Origin of the sequence: Vibrio xiamenensis (assembly GCF_900100015.1) — a bacterium.
In the GTDB taxonomy this organism is placed as follows: domain Bacteria; phylum Pseudomonadota; class Gammaproteobacteria; order Enterobacterales; family Vibrionaceae; genus Vibrio; species Vibrio xiamenensis.
In genome coordinates, this window is the sequence record NZ_FNDD01000034.1 from 26,147 (window position 1) to 48,091 (window position 21,945).

The 21,945-nt window shown below is 46.1% G+C and carries 22 protein-coding genes; 17 read left to right on the forward strand and 5 right to left on the reverse strand.

From position 1 onward, the window contains the following. Positions 1 to 310: 310 nt before the first annotated feature. Together BLS03_RS21185 and BLS03_RS21190 are read left to right on the forward strand one after the other, a co-directional pair. Positions 311 to 898, forward strand: coding sequence for a YhgN family NAAT transporter (locus BLS03_RS21185; protein WP_093278646.1), 588 nt, complete (start codon positions 311 to 313; stop codon positions 896 to 898). Between the two features lie 32 nt (positions 899 to 930). Further along, entirely contained in the window at positions 931 to 2,046 is a 1,116-nt protein-coding gene (locus tag BLS03_RS21190) for a mechanosensitive ion channel family protein (protein WP_093278648.1), read from the forward strand. Between the two features lie 49 nt (positions 2,047 to 2,095). On the opposite strand, the gene BLS03_RS21195 is transcribed toward BLS03_RS21190, so the two are convergent. Together BLS03_RS21195 and rsmD are read right to left on the reverse strand one after the other, a co-directional pair. Further along, positions 2,096 to 2,362 carry a DUF1145 domain-containing protein gene (locus BLS03_RS21195; protein ID WP_093278650.1) on the reverse strand — a complete coding sequence of 89 codons (267 nt, stop codon included), beginning with the start codon at positions 2,360 to 2,362 and terminating at the stop codon, positions 2,096 to 2,098. After that, on the reverse strand, positions 2,359 to 2,958 hold the full coding sequence (gene rsmD / locus BLS03_RS21200) for a 16S rRNA (guanine(966)-N(2))-methyltransferase RsmD (protein ID WP_093278652.1): 600 nt from the start codon (positions 2,956 to 2,958) through the stop codon (positions 2,359 to 2,361). The genes BLS03_RS21195 and rsmD overlap by 4 nt, the downstream gene beginning before the upstream one ends. A 293-nt stretch (positions 2,959 to 3,251) precedes the next feature. Between rsmD and ftsY the strand changes: the two genes are divergently transcribed. The 6 genes from ftsY to glpG all read left to right on the forward strand — a co-directional run bounded on the left by ftsY (position 3,252) and on the right by glpG (position 8,761). Continuing rightward, positions 3,252 to 4,460: a signal recognition particle-docking protein FtsY gene (gene ftsY, locus BLS03_RS21205; RefSeq protein WP_093278654.1), complete on the forward strand. Its 1,209-nt coding sequence runs from the start codon at positions 3,252 to 3,254 to the stop codon at positions 4,458 to 4,460. A gap of 51 nt (positions 4,461 to 4,511) precedes the next feature. Then, positions 4,512 to 5,186, forward strand: a complete 675-nt coding sequence (gene ftsE, locus BLS03_RS21210) for a cell division ATP-binding protein FtsE (protein ID WP_093278656.1) — start codon at positions 4,512 to 4,514, stop codon at positions 5,184 to 5,186. Beyond that, positions 5,176 to 6,168: a permease-like cell division protein FtsX gene (gene ftsX / locus BLS03_RS21215; protein WP_093278658.1), complete on the forward strand. Its 993-nt coding sequence runs from the start codon at positions 5,176 to 5,178 to the stop codon at positions 6,166 to 6,168. Before ftsE ends, ftsX begins: the two co-directional genes overlap by 11 nt. Positions 6,169 to 6,337: 169 nt before the next feature. Then, positions 6,338 to 7,198, forward strand: a complete 861-nt coding sequence (rpoH, locus tag BLS03_RS21220; RefSeq protein ID WP_093278660.1) for an RNA polymerase sigma factor RpoH — start codon at positions 6,338 to 6,340, stop codon at positions 7,196 to 7,198. A 397-nt stretch (positions 7,199 to 7,595) separates the two neighbouring features. Next, complete coding sequence (gene glpE / locus BLS03_RS21225; RefSeq protein ID WP_093278729.1) at positions 7,596 to 7,919, forward strand: thiosulfate sulfurtransferase GlpE; 324 nt, start codon at positions 7,596 to 7,598, stop codon at positions 7,917 to 7,919. A gap of 8 nt (positions 7,920 to 7,927) precedes the next feature. Continuing rightward, positions 7,928 to 8,761 (forward strand): rhomboid family intramembrane serine protease GlpG, encoded by an 834-nt coding sequence (gene glpG, locus BLS03_RS21230; RefSeq protein WP_093278662.1) that lies wholly within the window; start codon positions 7,928 to 7,930, stop codon positions 8,759 to 8,761. Between the two features lie 45 nt (positions 8,762 to 8,806). Here glpG and BLS03_RS21235 read toward each other — a convergent pair whose 3' ends face one another. Beyond that, entirely contained in the window at positions 8,807 to 9,214 is a 408-nt protein-coding gene (locus BLS03_RS21235; RefSeq protein WP_093278731.1) for a flagellar basal body-associated protein FliL, read from the reverse strand. A gap of 150 nt (positions 9,215 to 9,364) precedes the next feature. Between BLS03_RS21235 and BLS03_RS21240 the strand changes: the two genes are divergently transcribed. Together BLS03_RS21240 and ubiA are read left to right on the forward strand one after the other, a co-directional pair. Beyond that, entirely contained in the window at positions 9,365 to 9,922 is a 558-nt protein-coding gene (locus BLS03_RS21240; RefSeq protein ID WP_176765659.1) for a chorismate lyase, read from the forward strand. Continuing rightward, complete coding sequence (gene ubiA, locus BLS03_RS21245; protein ID WP_093278666.1) at positions 9,919 to 10,773, forward strand: 4-hydroxybenzoate octaprenyltransferase; 855 nt, start codon at positions 9,919 to 9,921, stop codon at positions 10,771 to 10,773. The genes BLS03_RS21240 and ubiA overlap by 4 nt, the downstream gene beginning before the upstream one ends. Before the next feature lie 90 nt (positions 10,774 to 10,863). On the opposite strand, the gene plsB is transcribed toward ubiA, so the two are convergent. Next, positions 10,864 to 13,311: a glycerol-3-phosphate 1-O-acyltransferase PlsB gene (gene plsB, locus BLS03_RS21250; RefSeq protein ID WP_093278668.1), complete on the reverse strand. Its 2,448-nt coding sequence runs from the start codon at positions 13,309 to 13,311 to the stop codon at positions 10,864 to 10,866. A 384-nt stretch (positions 13,312 to 13,695) separates the two neighbouring features. On the opposite strand from plsB, the gene lexA reads away from it, so the two are divergent. The 3 genes from lexA (at position 13,696) to dinF (ending at position 16,612) form a co-directional block, all read left to right on the forward strand. Further along, a complete protein-coding gene (gene lexA / locus BLS03_RS21255) occupies positions 13,696 to 14,316 on the forward strand; it encodes a transcriptional repressor LexA (RefSeq protein WP_093278670.1) in 621 nt (206 codons plus the stop codon). Positions 14,317 to 14,407: 91 nt separating this feature from the next. Then, the gene (locus tag BLS03_RS21260) at positions 14,408 to 15,235 is read left to right on the forward strand and encodes a class I SAM-dependent methyltransferase (protein ID WP_093278672.1); all 828 of its coding nucleotides are present in this window, start codon (positions 14,408 to 14,410) and stop codon (positions 15,233 to 15,235) included. Between the two features lie 75 nt (positions 15,236 to 15,310). Next, the gene (gene dinF / locus BLS03_RS21265; RefSeq protein ID WP_176765660.1) at positions 15,311 to 16,612 is read left to right on the forward strand and encodes an MATE family efflux transporter DinF; all 1,302 of its coding nucleotides are present in this window, start codon (positions 15,311 to 15,313) and stop codon (positions 16,610 to 16,612) included. A gap of 76 nt (positions 16,613 to 16,688) precedes the next feature. Here dinF and sthA read toward each other — a convergent pair whose 3' ends face one another. Continuing rightward, complete coding sequence (gene sthA, locus BLS03_RS21270) at positions 16,689 to 18,089, reverse strand: Si-specific NAD(P)(+) transhydrogenase (protein WP_093278679.1); 1,401 nt, start codon at positions 18,087 to 18,089, stop codon at positions 16,689 to 16,691. A gap of 286 nt (positions 18,090 to 18,375) precedes the next feature. Between sthA and fabR the strand changes: the two genes are divergently transcribed. From fabR to BLS03_RS21290, 4 genes are all read left to right on the forward strand, one after another. Continuing rightward, positions 18,376 to 19,014 carry an HTH-type transcriptional repressor FabR gene (gene fabR / locus BLS03_RS21275; protein ID WP_176765661.1) on the forward strand — a complete coding sequence of 213 codons (639 nt, stop codon included), beginning with the start codon at positions 18,376 to 18,378 and terminating at the stop codon, positions 19,012 to 19,014. Further along, entirely contained in the window at positions 19,014 to 19,385 is a 372-nt protein-coding gene (locus tag BLS03_RS21280) for a YijD family membrane protein (protein WP_093278684.1), read from the forward strand. The genes fabR and BLS03_RS21280 overlap by 1 nt, the downstream gene beginning before the upstream one ends. A gap of 287 nt (positions 19,386 to 19,672) precedes the next feature. Continuing rightward, positions 19,673 to 20,938, forward strand: a complete 1,266-nt coding sequence (locus BLS03_RS21285; RefSeq protein ID WP_093278687.1) for a tyrosine-type recombinase/integrase — start codon at positions 19,673 to 19,675, stop codon at positions 20,936 to 20,938. 50 nt (positions 20,939 to 20,988) lie between these two features. Further along, a complete protein-coding gene (locus tag BLS03_RS21290; RefSeq protein ID WP_143015671.1) occupies positions 20,989 to 21,858 on the forward strand; it encodes a hypothetical protein in 870 nt (289 codons plus the stop codon). The last annotated feature ends 87 nt before the right edge of the window (positions 21,859 to 21,945 follow it).

A 21,945-nucleotide genomic window follows, 5' to 3' on the forward strand; every position in this document is an offset into this window, starting at 1 on the left:
GAGCGTTGGTGATGTGTTCGCGACGTGAAAGTTTCGCAGTTGTCTGGCTCTGTTGGTGCTTTAGTCATTTCCTAACATGTCATTTGAGCCATTTAAAAATCCCTTCTTATCAGTTATTTAAATATTTTTGAATCCACCTATCACTCATTAGTTGAATCGTGTTCTATTCTATGGTCTTGTGTATCCCCCGCGATAAGGAACACGGCGGCGTCTCAATCGGTTTGGTTTATAACCGTCATCATTTAGGCGAGATAAGGAATATCTACTGTGACAACCTGTAAAGTGATTGCCTGTGGAGGCCTTTTTAGCTATGGAAATCTTTTCTGCCGCGACCATGTTGTTTTTGATCATGGACCCGCTTGGCAATTTGCCGATTGTTTTATCGATCTTAAAGCATTTAGATCCCAAGCGGCGTCGTAAAGTCTTAATCCGCGAACTTCTATGTGCATTAGCGATTTTGCTGATGTTCTTATATGCTGGACAAAGCATCCTTAATTTCTTACATGTGCAACCTGAAACGTTAAGTATTTCGGGTGGCGTGATCCTGTTTATCATTGCGATAAAAATGATATTTCCAAGCGCAGGAAGCATCACAGGATTGGCGGCGGGTGAAGAGCCGTTTATCGTGCCTCTAGCCATCCCGATGATCGCCGGACCTTCGGTGATTGCTGCGCTGCTACTGCTATCGAACCAATACCCTGACCGCATGTTAGAGCTTTCAGCATCGGTGTTATTAGCCTGGTTTGGCACCTTCGTTATTTTGATGTTCTACGGCTTTTTCCATCGTATTTTGGGCGAACGTGGCCTGAAGGCAATTGAGCGTTTAATGGGCTTGTTATTGGTGATGATCTCCACCCAGATGTTCCTTGACGGGGTGAAAAGCTATATGGCGGGTTGATCGTTTTTTATTCAGTGGTGTAGGCTGTAAGAATGAAACTACACCCTGAATATTACTTCGCAACTTATCCGTTGATTGCGACGCTATCCTTAATTGCGATAGCGTTTTTTGTCGGCATGATGTTTCGTTTTGTCCTGTCTGGCGTGTTGAAATTCAATGCCCGACGTGGCGATCGTTTCCTGTTTGAATCCCTGCAAAAGCACCTTAAAGGCAGTATTCTACTGTTTATCCCCTGTATCATTCTTCACGCCTGCGCGGGCTGGTTGGTACTTTCGGCCGACAAAATTGCCCTGATTCGGCAAATTCTGCAGATTTTGATTGTGGTATCGATATCGCTGATTGTGATTCGCCTCACCCATGTGGTCGAGGACGTGCTGTTCAAACGCTATGATATTTCGATGGCGGATAACCTCAAAGCCCGTAAAGCGCGCACCCAAATCATGTACGTGAAAAAAATCGCCATTGTCGTGATTGTGGTGATCGCCTCGGCGATGATTTTGCTGAGCTTCGATAGCGTTCGCCAATATGGCACCACCATTCTCACCGGTGCCGGGGTTGCTGGTATTATCATCGGTTTTGCGTTGCAAAAAACCTTGTCGAATTTATTTGCAGGTATTCAGATAGCGTTTACTCAGCCAATCAAAATCGACGATGCGGTGGTGGTGGAAGGTGAGTGGGGCTGGATTGAAGAGATCAATCTTACTTACGTGGTAGTGCGCATTTGGGATATGCGCAGATTGATTCTACCAATCACTTATTTCACCGAGAACTCGTTTCAGAACTGGACTCGTTCTACCGCGCAGATTTTGGGCTCAGTATTTCTCTACACCGATTACACCATGCCGCTTGAACCGCTGCGCCGCCATTTCGACCATATCCTTGAACAAACTGACATGTGGGATGGTGAAGCAAAAGCCTTTCAAGTCAGTGATTGCAGTGACCATACCATGACGATTCGTTTGCTGATGACAGCAAAAAACTCGCCAGTTGCGTGGGATCTGCGCTGTTACGTCCGTGAAGAGATGATTCGCTTTGTGCAGCACAACTATCCACATTGTCTGCCCAAAACGCGCGCTGAGCTTAGTCGCGATGGCGAGCAAGCTGATCCAATGGAAACGCTTGGCCCGAGCGCCAATCGCGAGGCATAAAAAAGCCGCATTGAATGCGGCTTTTTGAGTTCGCTGGCTGATTTTAGAATTAGCTCATGTGTTTGCGGCGAATATCCAGCAGCGCAAAAATGCCAAACACTAAAATCGACCATTTTTCCCAGCGGCTCATGGTGATTTTGTCACCGAACGCGCCAATAAAAATCAGAGCTTGTAAACCGTGCATAATAAATAAAAATGCGGTCATGATGTACAGCGCAATTGCGGCTTTTCCGGGAAACGGCATCACAATGTTAATGATCAGCACCAGCCACACAAATGCGATGGCGGCTTTAGCGAGGATTAACAACCCTTTCATGAACTTGTCCTTGCATATAAACGATAGCTGACTTGGCCAGCATTCTTCTCTCGATGAAGGTGCCAGTTTTGCGGAATCGCCTCTAAAGTCAATTCCTTTTCTGTTTCAATATAAATCAGCGCGTTGTCTGCCAACCAGCCATGTTGCTCAAGTAAGGTTAACGTATCTGGAAGCAAGCCTTTGCGAAATGGCGGGTCGATAAAGACCACATCGTATTGGCTGCCCGGTTTTTGCAAAAACTGCAGAGCGTCAGTGTGGAGCACTTCTAGATTGGTCGCATTGAGCGCTTGGCTATTTTTTTCCAGCACTTTAAATGCCGCCGGGTTGAGCTCTAAAAGTGTGACTTTTTGCGCTTGGCGTGATGCAGCTTCAAAGCCTAAACCGCCAGAGCCGGCAAAAACATCCAAACACTTGGCGCCTGGTATATCTTGAGCAAGCCAGTTAAACAGCGTCTCTTTGACTCTATCTGTGGTGGGGCGTAGCCCTTCGGCATCGTGAACCGGAAGTTTTCTTCCGCGCCATAAGCCGCTAATAATGCGAATAAAGCCACTTGAAGCACGTTTTTGTGAGGCTTTTTGCTGTGGACGTCTTACCATAGATTTTTTGACCGCAAATTAAGTGATACTATAATCCGTTGCCCAGGTGATAACACAGTCTGTGTTCCCTGAGGACAGTTCAGATATGGATTGGTGACAGAGTGTAACGCTAACGGCTTGGGGATGCATCTTTCGCATGTTATTCGACGAATACATATGGCAGACGAGCAAATAACCGAGCCCACTTTACAAAAAACTTTTCATGACTTTGTCATTCCTCTTTTCACGAACAGGGATAATCCCTTGGAAAAGAGCCAGAAAGCATTAATTCAGTAGATCTAGGATATTCCCTGATGACGGAAAAAAAGAAGCGCGGTTTACTTTCCTGGCTTGGTTTTGGCGAGGAAGAGCAAGCCAAGTCCGCTGCCGAAGAGCAAGAAGAATTACAATCAGAAGTTGTTGGTGATGAAGCGCAGCCTGAGCCAGCAGAAGAAACAACACAGCAATCATCGCTCGCAGAACCACAGCCAGCCGACGAAACTGTTCTAGCAGAAGCAGAAGCAGAAGCAGAAGCAGAAGCAGAAGCAGAAGCAGAAGAGTTGCCACAAGCGTCGCGAGTGCAAGAGCAAGAGAAACCGACCGAAAGCTTTTTCGCCCGTTTGAAGCGCAGCCTTGCGCGTACCAAAGCCAATATTGGTGCCGGTTTCTTTGGTTTGTTCAAAGGCAAAAAAATCAATGATGACCTGTTTGAAGAGTTAGAAGAGCAGCTGCTCATTGCGGATGTCGGTATGGACACCACAATGAAGATCATTGAAAACTTAACCGAGAAAGCGTCGCATCAAGAGTTAAAAGACGGTGAAGCGCTTTACGGTCTGTTAAAAGACGAGATGGCCGACATCTTAAAACAAGTGGAACAGCCACTTGAAGTCGACACCAGTAAAACGCCGTATGTGATTTTGATGGTTGGTGTTAACGGTGTGGGTAAAACCACCACGATTGGTAAATTGGCCAAGCAGTTCCAGTCACAAGGTAAGAAAGTGATTTTGGCGGCGGGCGATACGTTCCGCGCGGCAGCGGTAGAGCAGCTGCAAGTGTGGGGCGAACGCAATAACGTGCCGGTTATCGCTCAGCACACTGGTGCTGATAGTGCTTCGGTTATCTACGATGCGATTGAAGCGGCGAAAGCGCGCGGCGTTGATGTGGTGATCGCTGATACTGCCGGTCGTTTGCAAAACAAGAGCAATTTAATGGAAGAACTGCGCAAAATCGTTCGCGTGATGAAAAAGATCGACGATTCTGCGCCGCATGAAATTATGTTGACGCTTGATGCCGGAACCGGACAAAACGCCATTAGCCAAGCCAAACTGTTTAGCGATGTTGCGCCAATAACAGGTATCACATTGACCAAACTCGATGGTACTGCGAAAGGTGGGGTGATTTTTGCCATTGCTGACCAGTTCCAGATTCCAATTCGTTTTATTGGTGTTGGTGAAGGCATCAACGATTTGCGTCCATTTGAAACGCAAGAATTTATTGAAGCGCTATTTAGCCGAGAAGACTAATAAACAGGGGCTTCGGCCCCTTTAAACCAGCTCATAGAAGAGGATTGATGGGTGATAAAGTTTCAGCAAGTCAGTAAGGCTTACCGAGGTGGACGTCAGGCTCTACAAAAAGTCGATTTTCATCTTCGCAGTGGCGAAATGGTATTTTTGGGTGGCCATTCTGGTGCGGGAAAAAGCACATTACTAAAACTTATCTGCGCAATAGAGCGTCCAACCGATGGCAAAATCAGCTTTAATGATCACGACATCACTCGAATCCCAACCAAAGACATTCCTTTTCTACGCCGTAATATCGGCATTGTGTTCCAAGATCATCGTTTGTTGATGGATCGCAGCGTTTACGAAAACGTCGCGCTGCCCATGCGGATTGAATCTTTTTCTGAAGAAGAGATTAAACGCCGTGTCAGTGCTGCGCTGGATAAGACCGGGCTTTTGGATAAAGCGCGCTGTTTGCCAAGCCAGCTCTCTGGTGGTGAACAGCAACGTGTCGGTATTGCGCGCGCTGTCGTGAATCGTCCAACCTTACTACTGGCTGATGAGCCAACTGGTAACCTTGACCCTGAACTGTCTAATTTAGTGTTGAAATTGTTTGAAGAATTTAATCGCGCTGGTGTGAGCATCATTTTGGCGACCCACGATATTGAGCTGGTTAACACGCGTCCGCAATATCGTCATCTTGAATTGAACCAAGGTTTTTTAAGTGAGGTTCAAGACTATGGCCGTTAATGCTAATACGCGCAATAAAGTGAAAACCAAAAAGAAAACCAAGCCTCAAGCGGCATCGACGCGAGTAAAAAAGAACGACGGCTTTTTTACGGTGCACTACAAGCAAGCCAAAGCGTCGTTTAAAGCTTTATGGTCACGTCCGCTGGGTAATTTACTGACTTTAGCCGTGATTTCGATGGCGCTCGCGCTGCCTGCATGTTTGTACCTGATGGGCAAAAACGTCGCGGCGGTATCGGATGATGTCACCGGACCTTCGCAAATTAGCGCTTATATCGCAGAGCGCACCCCAGAAGCGAAAATCATGGTGCTTAAAGATGAACTCGAAGCCAACCAAGAGATTAAAGCGGTGCAGTATATCTCGTCACAGCAAGGACTGGCTGAGCTAAGCGAATATTCTGGTTTTGATCAGGCGATTTCGTTGCTCGATAACTATGCGTTGCCGCCGGTGCTGATTATTACTCCCGCGTCTGATGATAAACATTCAGTGCAGTCTCTGGCGCGTCAGCTGCGAGAGAACAATGTCATCACAGATGTGCGTATGGACGAAGATTGGATGACGCGCCTTGATGCGATTCGTACTTTGGTTAGCACTATCGTGACGATTCTTTCGCTATTGATGTTGTGTTCGGTGTTCTTGATTGTCGGTAATACGTTGAGATTTAACGTTTTAGCCGATAAAGAAGCGATTCAAACCATGAAGCTGATTGGCGCGACCGATGCGTATATTTTGCGTCCTTATCTGTATTCCGGCATGTGGTTTGGGTTACTTGGCGCGTTAGCAGCGTGGATCTTCACTGCGATTGTTACCGTTCTGCTCAACAGCAGTGTTGAGTCGCTGGCCGCTCTTTACGATAGCCAATTCCGTCTCATCGGCCTTGGTTGGGATGAAACTCTGCTGCTGTTAATGCTTGGCACCTTCATCGGTTGCTTGGCGGCTAAGGTCTCAGCTCAGCGACATTTAAAAGAAATTGAACCTGTTTAATGGCTCAATGTCATACTATTGAAAATCGTAACTGCTACCGTATACTTTGGTAGGTTGTATTGCGGTGGCAGCTGTGGATAATGGCTGCCTTGCTTGCAACTTGTTCATTTTGAGTTCAAGATGGATCAGTTATAAAAAGTACTCCATATCAAATTTGATGAGGAATTGAATGACTAACCAAGCGTATCCAATGGCCGTAGTAACACAAGATAGCCTAGACAGCTATATTCGCTCAGTAAACAGCTACGCAATGCTGACTGCTGAAGAAGAACGTGAACTGGCGGAGAGACTGTACTACGACGGCGAAATCGAGGCCGCGAAAGGCTTGATCCTATCGCACCTGCGTTTTGTTGTGCATGTCGCTCGTGGCTATTCTGGTTATGGTCTTCCTATGGCCGACCTAGTTCAAGAAGGCAACATTGGTCTAATGAAAGCGGTAAAACGTTTCAACCCGGAAGTGGGTGTGCGTTTGGTTTCTTTTGCTGTGCATTGGATCAAAGCCGAAATTCATGAATATGTATTGCGCAACTGGCGTATCGTTAAGATTGCGACCACCAAAGCGCAGCGTAAATTGTTCTTCAACTTGCGTAAGTCGAAAAAACGTCTCGGCTGGTTTAACAACGGTGAAATCGAAACTGTTGCACGTGAGTTAGGCGTTGAGCCTTCAGAAGTGCGTGAGATGGAATCCCGTCTTGCTGCACAAGATGCCGCATTTGATATGTCGAGCAGTGATGATGAAGATTCAAGCCCGTCTTATTCAGCACCAATGCTGTACTTGCAAGATAAAGCCTCAGATGTGGCGGAGAATCTTGAAGCGCAGAACTGGGAAGAGCACACTAATAATCGCTTGAACTTAGCTTTGTCGAGCCTAGATGACCGTAGTCAGCATATTGTGCGTTCTCGTTGGTTGGATGATCAGAAGTCCACCTTGCAAGATTTGGCGGAAACATACGGTGTCTCCGCAGAACGTATTCGTCAGCTTGAAAAGAATGCGATGAAGAAATTGAAATTGGCGGTTGGCGAATTCTAATCGATTTGCCCCTCGATCCAATGACAAAAAACCGAGATCTGATGATCTCGGTTTTTTTATATTTGCGCAAAAATGGTGATCAAACATGGTGCAGCGTCCTGTGTATAACTCTGTGACAAATTTCTTTGCTAGCTGTCAGAAAGCGGGGTGAATAAAGGGATTATGGCGTTATTTGTCATGGGGATAGTTTTTAATTTACACACATATAAATCAGGATCAACACTACATCTTGTGGATCTTCTTTTTCATAACCACTTTATCAACGTAATCCACAGCTTTATCCACAAACGATGGAAAAGTAACCTGTGGTGGATAACCTGAAGGTGGCGCTTTACACGTCGCCCTTGGGATAGGTTACAATGCCAACATGAATGACAACGATAAAGAGAAAGTAAATATGGAGCAGTTCAAGCACATTGATGTTAATGCCGCTCAGGCGCTATTGGAGCAAGGTGAAGCACGTTTGGTGGACATTCGTGACCCACAAGCTTTTGCGCTAGCACATGCACAGTCTGCCTTTCATCTCACTAACGACACCATGGTGAGCTTTATGAATGAAGTAGAATTCGAGCAACCGGTCTTAGTGATGTGTTATCACGGGATCAGTAGTCAAGGTGCCGCTCAATACCTTGTTAACCAAGGATTTGAGCAAGTGTACAGTGTCGATGGCGGCTTTGAGGCCTGGCACCGTGCCAACTTGCCTGTCGAAACCAACCAGTAGAGAGAATTATGATTAGACTGATCGCCCTAAATAACCCGCGAATGGCACAAGCTTTTATCGACTATATGGCCTCGCGCCAAATAGATATTCAGATGATGGCGGAGGGGAGTGGTCAGTTTTCATTATGGCTTAAGGATGGGCAGCATCAGGTCGAGGTGGAAGCGGAGCTCAAACACTTTCTCAACGACCCAACCGCTGCGCGTTATCAGGCTGCATCATGGAGTGTGGCCGACAGTCGTAAAAGCTCATTTCGCTATCATTCACCCAGTTTGCTAGCCATGGTAAAAGCCAAAGCCGGGCCGTTCACTATCGCAGTTATGCTCGTGTGTGGTGTGATTTTCGCTCTGGCTCAACTTGGCTCTGGAAATGCTATCTTCAATGCGCTGCATTTTCCTGCTTTTGCTGAGCAGAAATGGCAGCTATGGCGCTGGGTAACACATGCGTTTCTGCATTTTTCGGTAATGCATATTGTGTTTAACTTGCTGTGGTGGTGGCAGTTTGGCGGCGATGTTGAGAAAAAAATCGGTTCAGCGACACTCATTAAGATCTTTTTAGTTTCTGCGGCGCTATCTGGTGCGGGTCAGTACTGGGTTGAAGGTGCAAACTTTGGTGGTTTGTCTGGTGTAGTTTACGGCTTAGTCGGCTACTCATGGATGCTCAGTGTTCGAGCGCCAAATCTTGGCGTCATGATGCCTAAAACGCTGATCGGCTTTATGTTGGTGTGGCTAGCGCTGGGCTTTTTCCAGCCGTTTATGGCGATTGCCAATACGGCCCACTTAGTTGGTTTAGTCGCAGGTGTGGTACTTGGCCTAGTTGATGCCGAGCGCTGGAAAAGCGCTTGATGAGAAAAGGCGGCTTAACGAGCCGCCTTTTTTCTGCGTGATGGTTTATTGGTAGAGATATTTGGTAAACAGCAAATCGGCAATGACGGTTTTACCGGTTTCAGGCAGTAAAATGCTGTTTAGGTACTGCACCAAGTTTTTACGCAAGTCTTCGCGACCCGCCAGCGATTTGATGGTGTCTTCACTTTGTTTACCTAACATTTCAACCACAGCATCGCGGATCAACGGCTGATGACGTTCAATCAGTGGTAAGTCGGCTTCTCTGGCGACCATAATGTCGATTCGAACTTGAATGTAGCCGAGCTGCTTGCCTTTGGTATAGAAGTTGGTGGTTAAATCCGGTTCCAGCGTGAAATACGCTAACTTGTCTTGCCCTTCTTCTGCCGCAAGGGAAGGAAGTGCGATAAGCGCACTTAATGCGATAATTATTTGGACTATGTAGCGTTTCAGCATATTTCTGTCTTGTCTTTTGTTGGTTCGCGATATTCGAATCACTTGAGTCTTGTTACAATGGCGCTTCTGACCCTCATCATAATGCACCAACCATTTGATATCGTGGGATAACCAAAGCATCATGCTTTAGTGTAGTGATAAAGCCAATAATTGAATACTAGTATGAACCAATCAATAACTCATTTTCTTTCTGCATTGCAAAACATTGATTGGCAATCACCTGATAAGTTTAACTTTCCCTCTGAAATGGCCAAAAAATGGATGCTGGAAAATGGCTCTTTATCACGTTTATTAGCCAAACAGTGCCAACAACTCAGTGTGGAGTTACTCCATAATCAGTTCATACCAAAGGATGAATTGGCCGAGCATGAGCGAATTTTGTTGAGTGATGAACGCTGTTTACTGCGTAAAGTGGTACTGCACGGTGATGACCGCGCTTGGGTGTTAGGTCGAACCTTGATTCCAAACTCATCTTTAATCGAGCAAGATGTTGATTTAACTCAGCAAGGTGACATTCCCCTCGGATTAACGGTTTTTAATGCTGATAATGTTAGGCGCGATGCGCTGCAGGTTGGATGTGTCGCCACTGAGTACGGTCTATTAATGGCCCGTCGCTCACGATTATGGATGAATCATAAACCCATGCTGGTGGCGGAACTGTTTCTGCCCGAAGCCCCGTTTTACTCACAGGAGAACGCTTCACAATGATAGTGGAAAAAGCAAAAGCGTATTGGCAGTTGGCGCGAATGGATCGGCCAATTGGCACACTTTTGTTACTTTGGCCAACGCTCTGGGCGTTAATTTTAGCCGCCCAAGGTTTACCTGATTTCAAAGTGTTACTGGTATTTGTTGCCGGTGTTGTACTGATGCGTGCGGCGGGGTGTGTGATTAATGACTTTGCTGATCGTAAAGTGGATGGCTTTGTTAAGCGCACCGAGCAGAGGCCACTGCCTGCTGGATTGGTTACCGCCAAAGAGGCAATGGCGCTATTTTTAGTGCTAGGGAGCATCTCGTTTTTGCTGGTGTTAACCATGAATCCGCTGACGATCAAGTTGTCGTTTGCCGGGATCGTACTGGCATTCATCTACCCGTTTATGAAGCGTTATACTCATCTGCCGCAGATCTTTCTAGGCTTGGCGTTTAGTTGGTCGATTCCTATGGCTTGGGCGGCGCAGGCGAATGAAGTGCCTGCGATGGTATGGTTTGTTTTTGTTATCAACGCATTATGGACGGTGGCTTACGATACTCAATATGCAATGGTCGACCGCGACGACGATTTAAAAATCGGTATCAAATCGACGGCTATTTTATTTGGTCGCTTCGATAAAATGATCATCGGCGCCTTGCAGTTGGTCACGCTAGTGATGCTGATGGCTCTGGGATCGTTTTATCAGTTGGGAGCAAGCTATTACTGGTGTCTGCTTGTTGCCGCGGCGCTGTTTGTGTTTCAGCAGCACTTAATTCGCCACCGTGAGCGCAACTTGTGTTTCCAAGCCTTCCTCAATAACAATTACGTCGGAATGGCGATTGCTGGTGGTTTACTGCTGGCGTTTTGGTAAGTTATTGGCACAGGCAGCTTGGTAGTGAACCTGATTAAGCTTGAAAAGAAAAGGCATCCATAAGGATGCCTTTTTTGTGTTTCAACGTGATTAACTTTCTAATCCGTCGCAGGTTTCACCCGCGCGGCAGATACTTTCTTGAATCGTGAGGCGCACTTCGGGGTAGAGCAGACCATACAGCTGCTGCGCCAATAGCGCGCTCTTGTCTTGATTCACATTGCCATCGCTATCGAGATAACCTTGCTGTTTCAATGTCGTAAACATGGCTGAGAACACGCCTTTATCAAAGAATTCCGGTGCGTTAATACCATGCAAGCGGCCAAGACGCTGAGCGATTTCTTGGCTCATCTTCTCAAGATCCGCTTTACCCACTTCTGGGCTAGAGGCAAGCAGATTGAGGGTGATGGCGTAGCGTTGTAAGGTTTCCGAAATCGTTCTACCCAACAGCATCAGCACTTGAGTATTGGATTGGTTAATCGCCACTTGTTCGCCTTCGATACTGATGATGCCCTGCTCATCAAGTTCAGCTAAGTATGCACTCACCATCTCATCCAAGTTCTCTTGCTCTAGGCCAAGGAACAGCTCTTGTTTTAGGAACGGGAAGATGCGCGCTACCGTCGCTTGAATATCACCAAGTGTTGCCGATTGCTGACGAATCAGAATTTGCGCTATCAGCGAAGGAATCGCAAACAGATGGATAATGTTGTTGCGATAGTAAGTCATCAGAATCGACTGGTTACGGTCAAGCGAGATGATGTCGCCCATAATGTCCGATTCAACCACAAACTTATCCAGTGAAATGGCGTGATCCACTAACTCTTCGGCGGTTTTATTCGGCACCGTATAAGTGTTGGAATAACGCACATTACGCAGCAGTGACAGGTAGCTTTCAATTTGCTTAATTAAGCTATCGCGAGACAAAGCGCGTTGACGTGATGCAAGCAGCGCAGTGGCGCATAAGGTCAGGGCGTTGGCGGCGGCAGCATCGTTAATATGAGTCATCATCTTGTTGGCCAGCGAGTTGACCACCGGCGTTAACCATTGGGGTTTGCTGGCACCCATCGGGTCAATGTCTTGTGTCCACTCTGGCGCGTGTTCGTTGAGATAATGATTGAGCGGAATCGGTTCACCAAAGTTCACATAGCCAAGCCCAAAGTTACGTAGCTTACGAATCGTGCGCAGCACCAAACCCGCGTTTTCTTTCTCTTTGCGCTTACCACGGAGTTCTTTCGCGTAAGTGCTCACTTCCATCACGTGTTCGTAACCGATGTAAACCGGCACTAGGGTGACCGGACGATTTAAGCCGCGTAGCATGGCTTGAATCGTCATCGCCAACATCCCAGTTTTAGCACTCAACAAACGTCCAGTGCGTGAACGGCCACCTTCACTGAAGTACTCAACTGAGTAGCCTTTAGCAAAGAGTTCAGCCAAGTATTCGCGAAAGATAGTCGAGTAGAGCTTATTACCTTTAAAACTGCGGCGAATAAAGAATGCACCACCACGGCGGAAAATCGGCCCAGCAGGGAAGAAGTTAAGGTTAATACCGGCCGCGATATGTGGCGGTACCATACCTTCGTGATACAGCACATATGAAAGCAGCAGGTAGTCCATATGGCTACGGTGACACGGCACATAGACAATTTCGTGGCCGTCTTGCGCGAGCTTACGCACCGCAGTGGCATTATGAATGTGTAGGCCATGGTAGATGCGATTCCATAGCCAGCCTAATAAGCGGTCACCTTTTTTCACTAGTGAATACGAGAAATCCGCGGCAATTTCGTCCATGATATCGTGCGCTTCTTTGGTGACTTTACTCACCTCGACTTTGCGTGCACGGGCTTCATCGGCGATCACTTTTTCAATCGCTTTAGATTTGATTAAGCGGTTAAACAGCGCTTGGCGACTTGGCAGGTTCGGACCAGATGCCGCCAGTTTTTGCCTGGAAAAGTGAATTCTTGCAACGCGCGCGAGCTTATGGGCAATCGCCTGATCTGTGCCATGGGCATCCGCCATATAACGCAGAGAAACCAATGAGCTTAGACGCACTAAACAATCACGACCGGAGAAGAGCACCGCTTTGGCTTTTTGTGGACCATTGAGCGGTTTGAGATAGGGTTTTTGTTCCGATTCTTTCCCCGGTTTTCGTCCCCAAAGCACGGTCGCCGGCATCATTTGAATGTCGAGGTCGCTATTGAACTTATGTAGCTCTAATAATTCCGAAAATTGGCTGATCGACTCTTGCGGTACGTCGTGGTCATTGCCCATCACGGTTGGGCGCGACGAGGTGAACACATAGCGTGGGTATTGCTTGCCATCGATTTCTAGTGGCGAGAGTGGATCGGGAAGACCGAGCTTAACCACTTGCTGCTGCAGAGCCAGCAAATCGACATTGGAGCGAAATGGCATCGCGTACACAATCGGCTTGGTCACGTCGATCTGATGGTCATCGATCGGATTAGATGGAATGGTGGTGCCTTTCACTAATAAAGAAACCGGCAGTTTCAATAGCGAGCGAGAGAATGCGTGTCCGGAAGACATAAAGCTTTTTAGCCTCAAAATTAGTTAATACGCTTGAATGCGTTAAAACGCAGGGTTGACCACTGTAATATTGTGGTTGCAAGCAGACATTTTTAGCGAGCAAGAATACCAGAAACTGGTCTAACCTTTTACTTCTTATTTATGGAGGAACACGGCAAATTTACATCATTTCGCCGCTTTTATTCCTAAGTTACTGAATTGGATGTAGGTTCTTTGTGCGCAAATATCAACCATCGCATGAATAAAAGTGCTGGGAGATAGGCAAGTACTTGCTTACCTGAAGTGGAGTGGCGGTAAGAATACCTAAAAAACAAGCAATTGGCGTTGCATTTCATCGATTACTGGATATACTCACAGTTGACTGTATAAAAAGACAGGTAAACTATGAAGCCTTTAACGCCCCGCCAGCAACAAGTGTTCGACCTTATCAGAAGCAAGATCGATGATACAGGTATGCCACCAACTCGTGCTGAGATCGCACGTGAACTTGGTTTCCGTTCCGCTAACGCGGCGGAAGAGCACCTTAAAGCGCTGGCTAGAAAACAAGTAATCGAAATTATCCCTGGTGCCTCACGTGGCATTCGTATTCTCCTCGATAACGCAGCTAATGAAGACCAGGGTTTACCTCTGATTGGTCAAGTCGCGGCTGGTGAACCGATTTTGGCTCAAGAGCATGTCGAAGCACACTATCAAGTTGATGCTTCTATGTTCAAGCCTCAAGCTGACTTCTTACTTCGCGTTCAAGGTGAAAGTATGAAAGACATCGGCATTATGGATGGCGACCTTCTAGCAGTACATAAAACTCAAGATGTACGTGACGGCCAAGTAGTTGTGGCCCGCGTCGACGACGACGTAACGGTTAAGCGCCTTGAACGTAAAGGTTCGACCGTGTTGCTTCACGCAGAAAACCAAGAGTTTGCGCCGATTAAAGTCGACTTAACCAGTCAACACCTGACAATCGAAGGCTTGGCCGTCGGTATTATTCGTAATACAGATTGGATGTGATAAAAATAGTTATTGATATCTATTCTCAATAACTTGTCTCTTCAAACGATAACCATTATCATCTTTTCATGTTCGATGGAGGAAGATGATAATGGTCACTTCTCAAAATCCTAATCGCGTTACTGCTGATAAAGCGCACTATCAGATCCCGGCGAATTTGCTCAAACCTATGTGGTTACGGAGTCAAGAGAGCCTATTAGATAATGGGCTTGTTTACGATCCTATTGCAGCCAATGCTTGCCAGCGCTGTTATCTTGCTCCCGATTGTTTATCTGGTGATGTGGCGCAAAAACAGCTGTTGCATGTCACCTTGACGCGTTTATGTGACGAAAAAATCAGTGATTTTATTGCTCGCCATCCCGATGCATGGGTGATTAATGTTGGCGCTGGGCTTGATACACGTTTTTACCGTGTTGATAACGGCCGGTGTCACTGGATTGAACTCGACGTCACCGAACATCTTATCTGGCGGCAAAAGCTGTTTCATCGTAGCGAACGTTACAAACATGTCTGCGGTAGTGTGGAAGATCTCACTTGGCTTGAGCAGGTTGAGGTTCCGCAAAATACCCCGCTGCTCATCGTGTGTGAGCATGCTTTGCTTGATTGCACTCAGTCGCAAGTGGCGAAGTTTGTTCAAGCGCTCGGACACCAGTTTGAGAACGCCTGCGGCTGCTTTGTGGTGGCGGGGGATTTATGTGGTAACCGCTACGGCCAGAAATTGGGCTCTGAATCTTATGCTCATGGTTTTGCTCAGCCTCATCAAGCTTTGCTGAATTATTTGCCGTGGGTACGTTGGAGCCAAAGTTTCTCACCGCTGGATCGCCAATGTGAACGTTGGCGCTTATGGCAGCGTTGCTTAAGGCGGTTTCCTTCATTAAAACAAAGGCTCACGCCAGTTTTAGTTCAGCTTCGATGGTGATCCAGTTACACTCTTGATTGGTTTAATCAACTGAGTGTTGCTGTGCAAGTCCTTCCAACCCTTCTCGATCGTGCCATGCATAAGAAAGTCCTTATGCTGGCGATCCCTATGGTGCTTTCCAACATTACCGTTCCTTTGCTTGGCTTGGTCGATGCAGCCGTCATTGGTCACCTTGAGCATGCTTATTATCTTGGCGGTGTGGCTTTGGGCAGTACCATGCTTAGCGTGACATTCTGGCTATTAGGATTTCTGCGCATGTCGACCACTGGCTTAACCGCGCAAGCCTATGGTGCAGATAACCTCAAGCAACTTGCATTAGTGTTAATTCAAGGTTTGGCGATGGCACTTGGCTTTGCGCTGGTGTTTTTATTGCTGAAACCTTGGCTGGCTGATAGGGTTTTCTCTTGGAGCGATGCCAGCCAAGATGTGAAGTTTTATGGTCACCAATATTTCGCGATTCGTGCTTGGAGCGCGCCAGCGGCGCTGAGTAATTTTGTGCTACTTGGTTGGCTGCTTGGCACACAAAATAGCCGTGCGCCAATGTGGATGGTGATCATTTCCAATCTCACCAATATCCTACTGGATGTGTGGTTTGTTGTCGGGCTGGATTGGAAAGTGCAAGGTGCTGCGCTGGCATCGGTTATCTCCGATTACACCGCGATGGCGTTTGCACTATGTTGTGTTATCAACACCTGGCGACGCCAAGCTATGCCAGCTCTAGCGGCGGTTATTCGCGATATGGCAAACGACATTGGACGTTTTATTAAGCTTAATCGCGATATCTTTTTACGCTCGCTATGCTTGCAAGCGGCATTTAGCTTTATGACATTTCAAGGCGCCAGTTTTGGCGATGATATCGTCGCTGCCAACGCCGTTCTAATGAGCTTTTTAATGATCATTTCCTACGGTATGGATGGCTTTGCTTACGCCATGGAGGCCTTGGTCGGTAAAGCTATTGGGGCAAAAAATCGCAGCGAGCTCAGCGTATCGATGCTAGGCACCAGCTTTTGGGGTGTGGTTATTTGTACGTTATTGGCGCTGGTTTTTGCATTTGCCGGTGAGTGGCTGATCAAACTGATCACCGATATTCCCGTTGTTCAGCAGCAGGCGAAAGTTTACTTGCCTTGGCTAGTGGCGATGCCGTTAGTTTCGATGTGGTGCTTTCTGCTCGATGGCGTGTTTATTGGCGCGACCAAAGGCCGCGAAATGCGCAATGGAATGGTGGTGGCAGCGAGCTGTTTCTTTATTGTTTACTACGCCTGTTCGAGTTGGGGCAACCATGCACTGTGGCTGGCGATGTTAAGCTTTATGGCGATGCGTGGTCTTAGTTTGGCGTGGGTGATGTGGCGTCAGTGGCATCAAGGCCGCTTTATCTAATTTGATCGTTGTTGCGAGAATTTGCTGAAATAAAAATGCCGCCAATATTGGCGGCATTTTTGTGCTTAACGGGTGACTAAAACAGTCGATTCAAACCGTTAAGGGCAGCAACGCGATACGCTTCTGCCATGGTTGGATAGTTAAAGGTCGTGTTGACGAAATATTCGATGGTATTGGCTTCGCCTTTTTGTTCCATGATCGCCTGGCCGATATGAATGATCTCGGCGGCGCGTTCACCAAAGCAGTGAATACCAAGAATTTCTTTGGTTTCACGATGGAACAGCAGCTTGAGGCTACCAACATCTTTGCCGGCAATTTGCGCGCGAGCTAGGTGTTTAAACGAAGAACGACCCACTTCATAAGGCACTTTGGCTGCAGTTAGCTCTTGTTCGGTTTTACCCACTGAACTGATTTCCGGAATGGTATAAATGCCAGTTGGAATGTCTTCAATCAAGAAACCTTGCGCTTGACCTTGAGCTATCGCTTGAGCAACAAAACGCCCTTGGTCATACGCGGCGCTGGCAAGGCTTGGATAGCCAATCACATCGCCGACCGCATAAATATGATCGACTTCGGTTTGATAGTTGGTGTTGACTTTGACTTGTCCACGCGAGTCAGAAGCTAAGCCCACCGCTTCTAAATTGAGCTTATCGGTATTACCGGTGCGTCCATTGGCGTAGAGCAAGCAATCGGCTTTCATTTTCTTGCCTGATTGCAAATGCACAATCACGCCATCATCGGTGCCTTCGACTTTCTCGTAAGTTTCATCATTACGAATGACTACGCCGTTATTCCAGAAATGGTAGGAAAGGGCATCGGAAACTTCATTATCCAAAAATGACAGCAGGCGGTCGCGAGTATTGACCAAATCGGTTTTCACGCCAAGGCCGCGAAAGATTGAGGCATACTCACAACCGATCACACCTGCACCATAAATGATGATATGACGCGGGTCGTGTTTGAGGCTCAAAATCGAATCGCTGTCGTAAACGCGATCATGAGTGAAATCGACATCTTTCGGGTGATAAGGACGAGAGCCCGTCGCAATCACAAACTTATCAGCGGTGTAGTGCTCAACGGTGGCGTCAGATTTGGTTACTGCAACGGTATGAGTGTCGGTGAACACCGCGGTTCCAAATATAAGCGTACATTGATTGCGGTCGTAAAAGCCTTGGCGCAAGCGGGTTTGCTTGTCGATGACCGATTTGGCGTGACTCAAAATGTCCGAAAATGTGGCGTGAACGTTAGGTTGATTTTTACTAAACAGCGGATTGCTATTAAATTCAATAATACGGCTAACGGCATGACGCAGAGCTTTGGAAGGAATGGTGCCCCAGTGAGTACAACCACCACCGATGCTGCTCTCTTTTTCTATCACTGCGACATTAAGACCAGCTTTGGTTAGACCCATAGCTGCGCCTTCGCCGCCTGGACCACTACCAATTACGATGACATCAAAATGGTTGGTCTGCGTCATAATTTAATCCTTGTTATAGGTTGTAACATTGCTGTAGCGAGATTTTAACTGATATACCATTATGGTAAATGAACGGCATGGCAGACAGTGGAGGGGATCACGGAGTTTGTAGCGAAGTTGAAAAAAGCGATGGATTATCAGACGGATTGCGCGTGAGCGATTGAAAAAATGGCCAAACTGGTTTTAATTGAGAGTCGGATTAGAAGCTTTATGTTTTACGCTTATTTCCTGTCGGGAATCGCGGTATATTAGTGCTAAATCCGAATACAACAATGAAATGAAGTCCATGGGAATCCGCGCTCAACAAAAAGAAAAAACTCGTCGTTCGCTTATTGATGCGGCATTCAGTCAACTGAGCGCCGATCGCAGCTTTTCCAATTTAAGCTTACGGGAAGTCGCTCGAGAAGCGGGGATTGCGCCAACATCGTTTTATCGCCATTTTAAAGACATGGATGAACTGGGATTAACCATGGTTGATGAAGGTGGTTTATTGCTTCGTCAGTTGATGCGTCAAGCTCGGCAGAGAATTGTCAAAGAAGGCAGTGTAATTCGAACGTCGGTTGAAACTTTTATGGAATTCATCGAGAGTAGCCCCAACGTATTTCGTTTGTTACTGCGCGAGCGCTCTGGAACATCGGCTGAATTTCGCGCTGCAGTTGCACGAGAAATTCAGCATTTTGTTGCCGAATTAAGTGAATATTTGATTACCACGGGTGTGACAAGGGAAGAGGCTTATGCGCAAGCAGAAGCGTCCGTCACCCTAGTGTTTAGTTCAGGTGCAGAAGTGCTGGATTTAGAGCGCCGTGAACGCGATGAATTGGCGGAGCGCTTAATCATACAGTTACGAATGATCGCGAAAGGGGCTCACTGGTATAGAAAAGAACGTGAACGTCATCGTAATCGTATAAAAGGTGGATTAGATTAATGTCGAACGAAAACAACCAAGTAGAACGTGGTTCAGAAAGAAAGACTCTTATTTTGGCGTTGATCGCTGGTATGTGTGGTGATGCGTTATTGTCATGGTTAACGATGAGCGAAATTTCCTTCTCTATTTTTCCGCTGATCGCTTTGGTTCTTGCAGTGCAAGCACTGTATCAAGAATATCTTCGTCATCCGGTTTCAGAGGACATTCCTTTGGTTGGATTAGCGTGTTTCTTTGTCGGAGCGTTTGGTCACTCCGCATTTCTTAAAGCGCAATACCCAGAGGCAGGTTCGAATTTCTTCTCGATCATGGTCTCGTTGTTACTGCTGTTATGGGTAGGCTATCGAATGGGCTACATTGGCCGCAGAGACTAAAACAAAAAACGAGCCTTTTGGCTCGTTTTTCTTAAAGCCACCATTAATACGGTGGTTTTTTTATGTCTACTACGCTTTTCTTTCCAGCATCACACCCGCTTCCATATGGTGGGTAAATAAAAGCTTTAGTTTTATTGTGTCTAATGAAATCTATTAGTGTGCTGTAACCTATTGTTTTTATACTGTTGCTTTCTTTTTATTGTCTATTAATGTCTTAAGTCTTACTATTGAATCTTACATTTTGCCGTACCCCAAGCCGTACCCGGCGTGACAGGGAGTAGCTAGTCATGAATAAGCGAATTAGCAGCAACGCCACACTGCAAGCACTGAAACCACGAGACAAAGAGTACTTAATTCCAGATAAGATAATTGAAGGGCTTAATATTCGAGTTCGCCCGACTGGAACAATGACGTGGACATTTCGTTTTCAAATTGGCAAGAAACACGAAAAAATTTCCATGGGACGATACGTCAAGGCAAAGCCCGAAATTGGGATGACATTGGATCAAGCCAGAAAGGAAGCTGGTCGTTATCGAAACTGGCTGGAAAACAATAAAAATCCAAAGGCTGAGTTAGCACGAGAGCGGCGAGAGCTGGATGAGGCGAAAACTTTTGATGATGCCTTTATTAGTTTTGATGAAAAACGCCTGTCTAAGCAGTTGCGTGGTGAGCAATCGAGAACAATCTACTTACGAGATATAAAACCATATATCGGCAGTATTAAGCTGGCTGATTTAGGCATTGTTGACCTGAACAGAGTGTTTGATGCCAAGGTAGATAAAGATGGATATCGAATGGCTGGTGCAATTGGTGCGTGCCATAAGATCATTAATCAAGTCATTAATCATGCTTTAGCATTGAACATGCTAGTCACTCATCCTGCACCACAACTAAAGGCGAAAGACGTTGGTGGTGGCTCCAAAGTTACAAAGAGAAACCTCAGCTTTGCCGAGATTAAGGCATTATTATCCAGCTTGAGTGAGTGGCGTACCGATAGAGCTAATATTCGTTTAATCCGCTTTCTCCTTGGGTGTGGACAACGGATTAGTGCGGTGCTTGAGATGCGTTGGAGCGAGCTGGATATTGAAGATGGTGTTTGGACGTTGCCAGCAAGTTCCGAAGATCGACATACGAAGAGTATCGATAGCCGTAAGGTGCCGTTAAGTCATTACCTTATTGAGCTACTACAAGAACAGCGCGAGAGCGTTCCTAAAAAGTGGCAGCTTGTTTGGCCTCAATTGACGTTAGATAAAATCCAAGAAGCATCCGCTGTACGTTCTCTTATTAAGCGAAACCTACCTTCTGGAGTGGAGCATTTTTCTCCCCATGACTTGCGACGAACCTTTATTAGCCGATGTAGCGAGATGGGACTGGATATTATTGCCATTGAAAAAACCGTAGGCCACCAGCTTCCCGGTATGCTACGGGTTTATAACCACCATGACTATCTTAATGAGCAACTAACAGTGCTGCAGGCATGGGGGGATAAACTACAAGAATTGACTATTACAAACGTTGTTCCTCTAGTAACAAAGCAATCTGCGTTAGGGTAAGTTGAATTTGTATGATTAGTAAGTTATCGAAATTAAAAAGATGGCTGTCTTTGGATGAAGCAGCCAAAACAATGTCAACTTTATTGGGTGAACAGGTAGACATTAAAGATTTGTATCGTTTTGCCATTGATGGGCATTTGACCTTGTCTATTAACTTTTTAAACGATACTCCAGTTAGAAAAGTTTCACTTATCCGAGCTGAAGATATTAGATATAAAACAATCACTCCTAAGCACAAAAATTTTTCTAAAAATATGAGAGTGAATGTACCAGTCGGTGTTCGGTATCAAATATCAAAGGAATACTGGATTAAGGATGAATCTAAAGATTGGTATAAGGTCAAAGGCGTTTATGATTTAGCGATGGTTGGCGCAGAGCAATATGAGATATCACAGCTACTTTACCCAGAGTCAGAGGTGAAAATTCCCATTATTTCAGGGTTCTATGTTAAGAATGGCGACCAAATATATAAACTGCAAGCATTGCATAAACCTAGTGTTTCTCACGATCAACAAGCACCTGTTCAAAGTAAAAATGGAGTTGAAGGTGATGAAGACGATTCTGCACATATAAGCTTAAAACCAAGGGTACTTCAACAAGCAGTTAGTGCTAGCTCTTTATGGGATCACGAGTATGAACTAGTGATTAAAACGGGCGAAGTTACACGTTTTATTCAGTCGTTAGAAGATGAGCCTATTCCTTCATCACAGGATGAAAAAAGTCTGTCCCCAAGGGAGAGAGGTACTTTATTAACTATCATCGGTGCATTTTGTAACCATATGGATATCGACCCATTAGATAAAGGCAGTACGTCTCCGATAGAGAAAATGCTTGAATTAAATGGTACGCCTATGAAATTTGATACGATCAAAAGACACTTAGATCAAGTTCCCGATGCTGTAGAGCGGAGACGAAAATAAAATCCCTATAGGGATTTTGGTTTTCCCTATAGGGATTTCGCTTAGTGTAATTCCAATAACCTCTTGGTCATCTTATAACGGACCAAG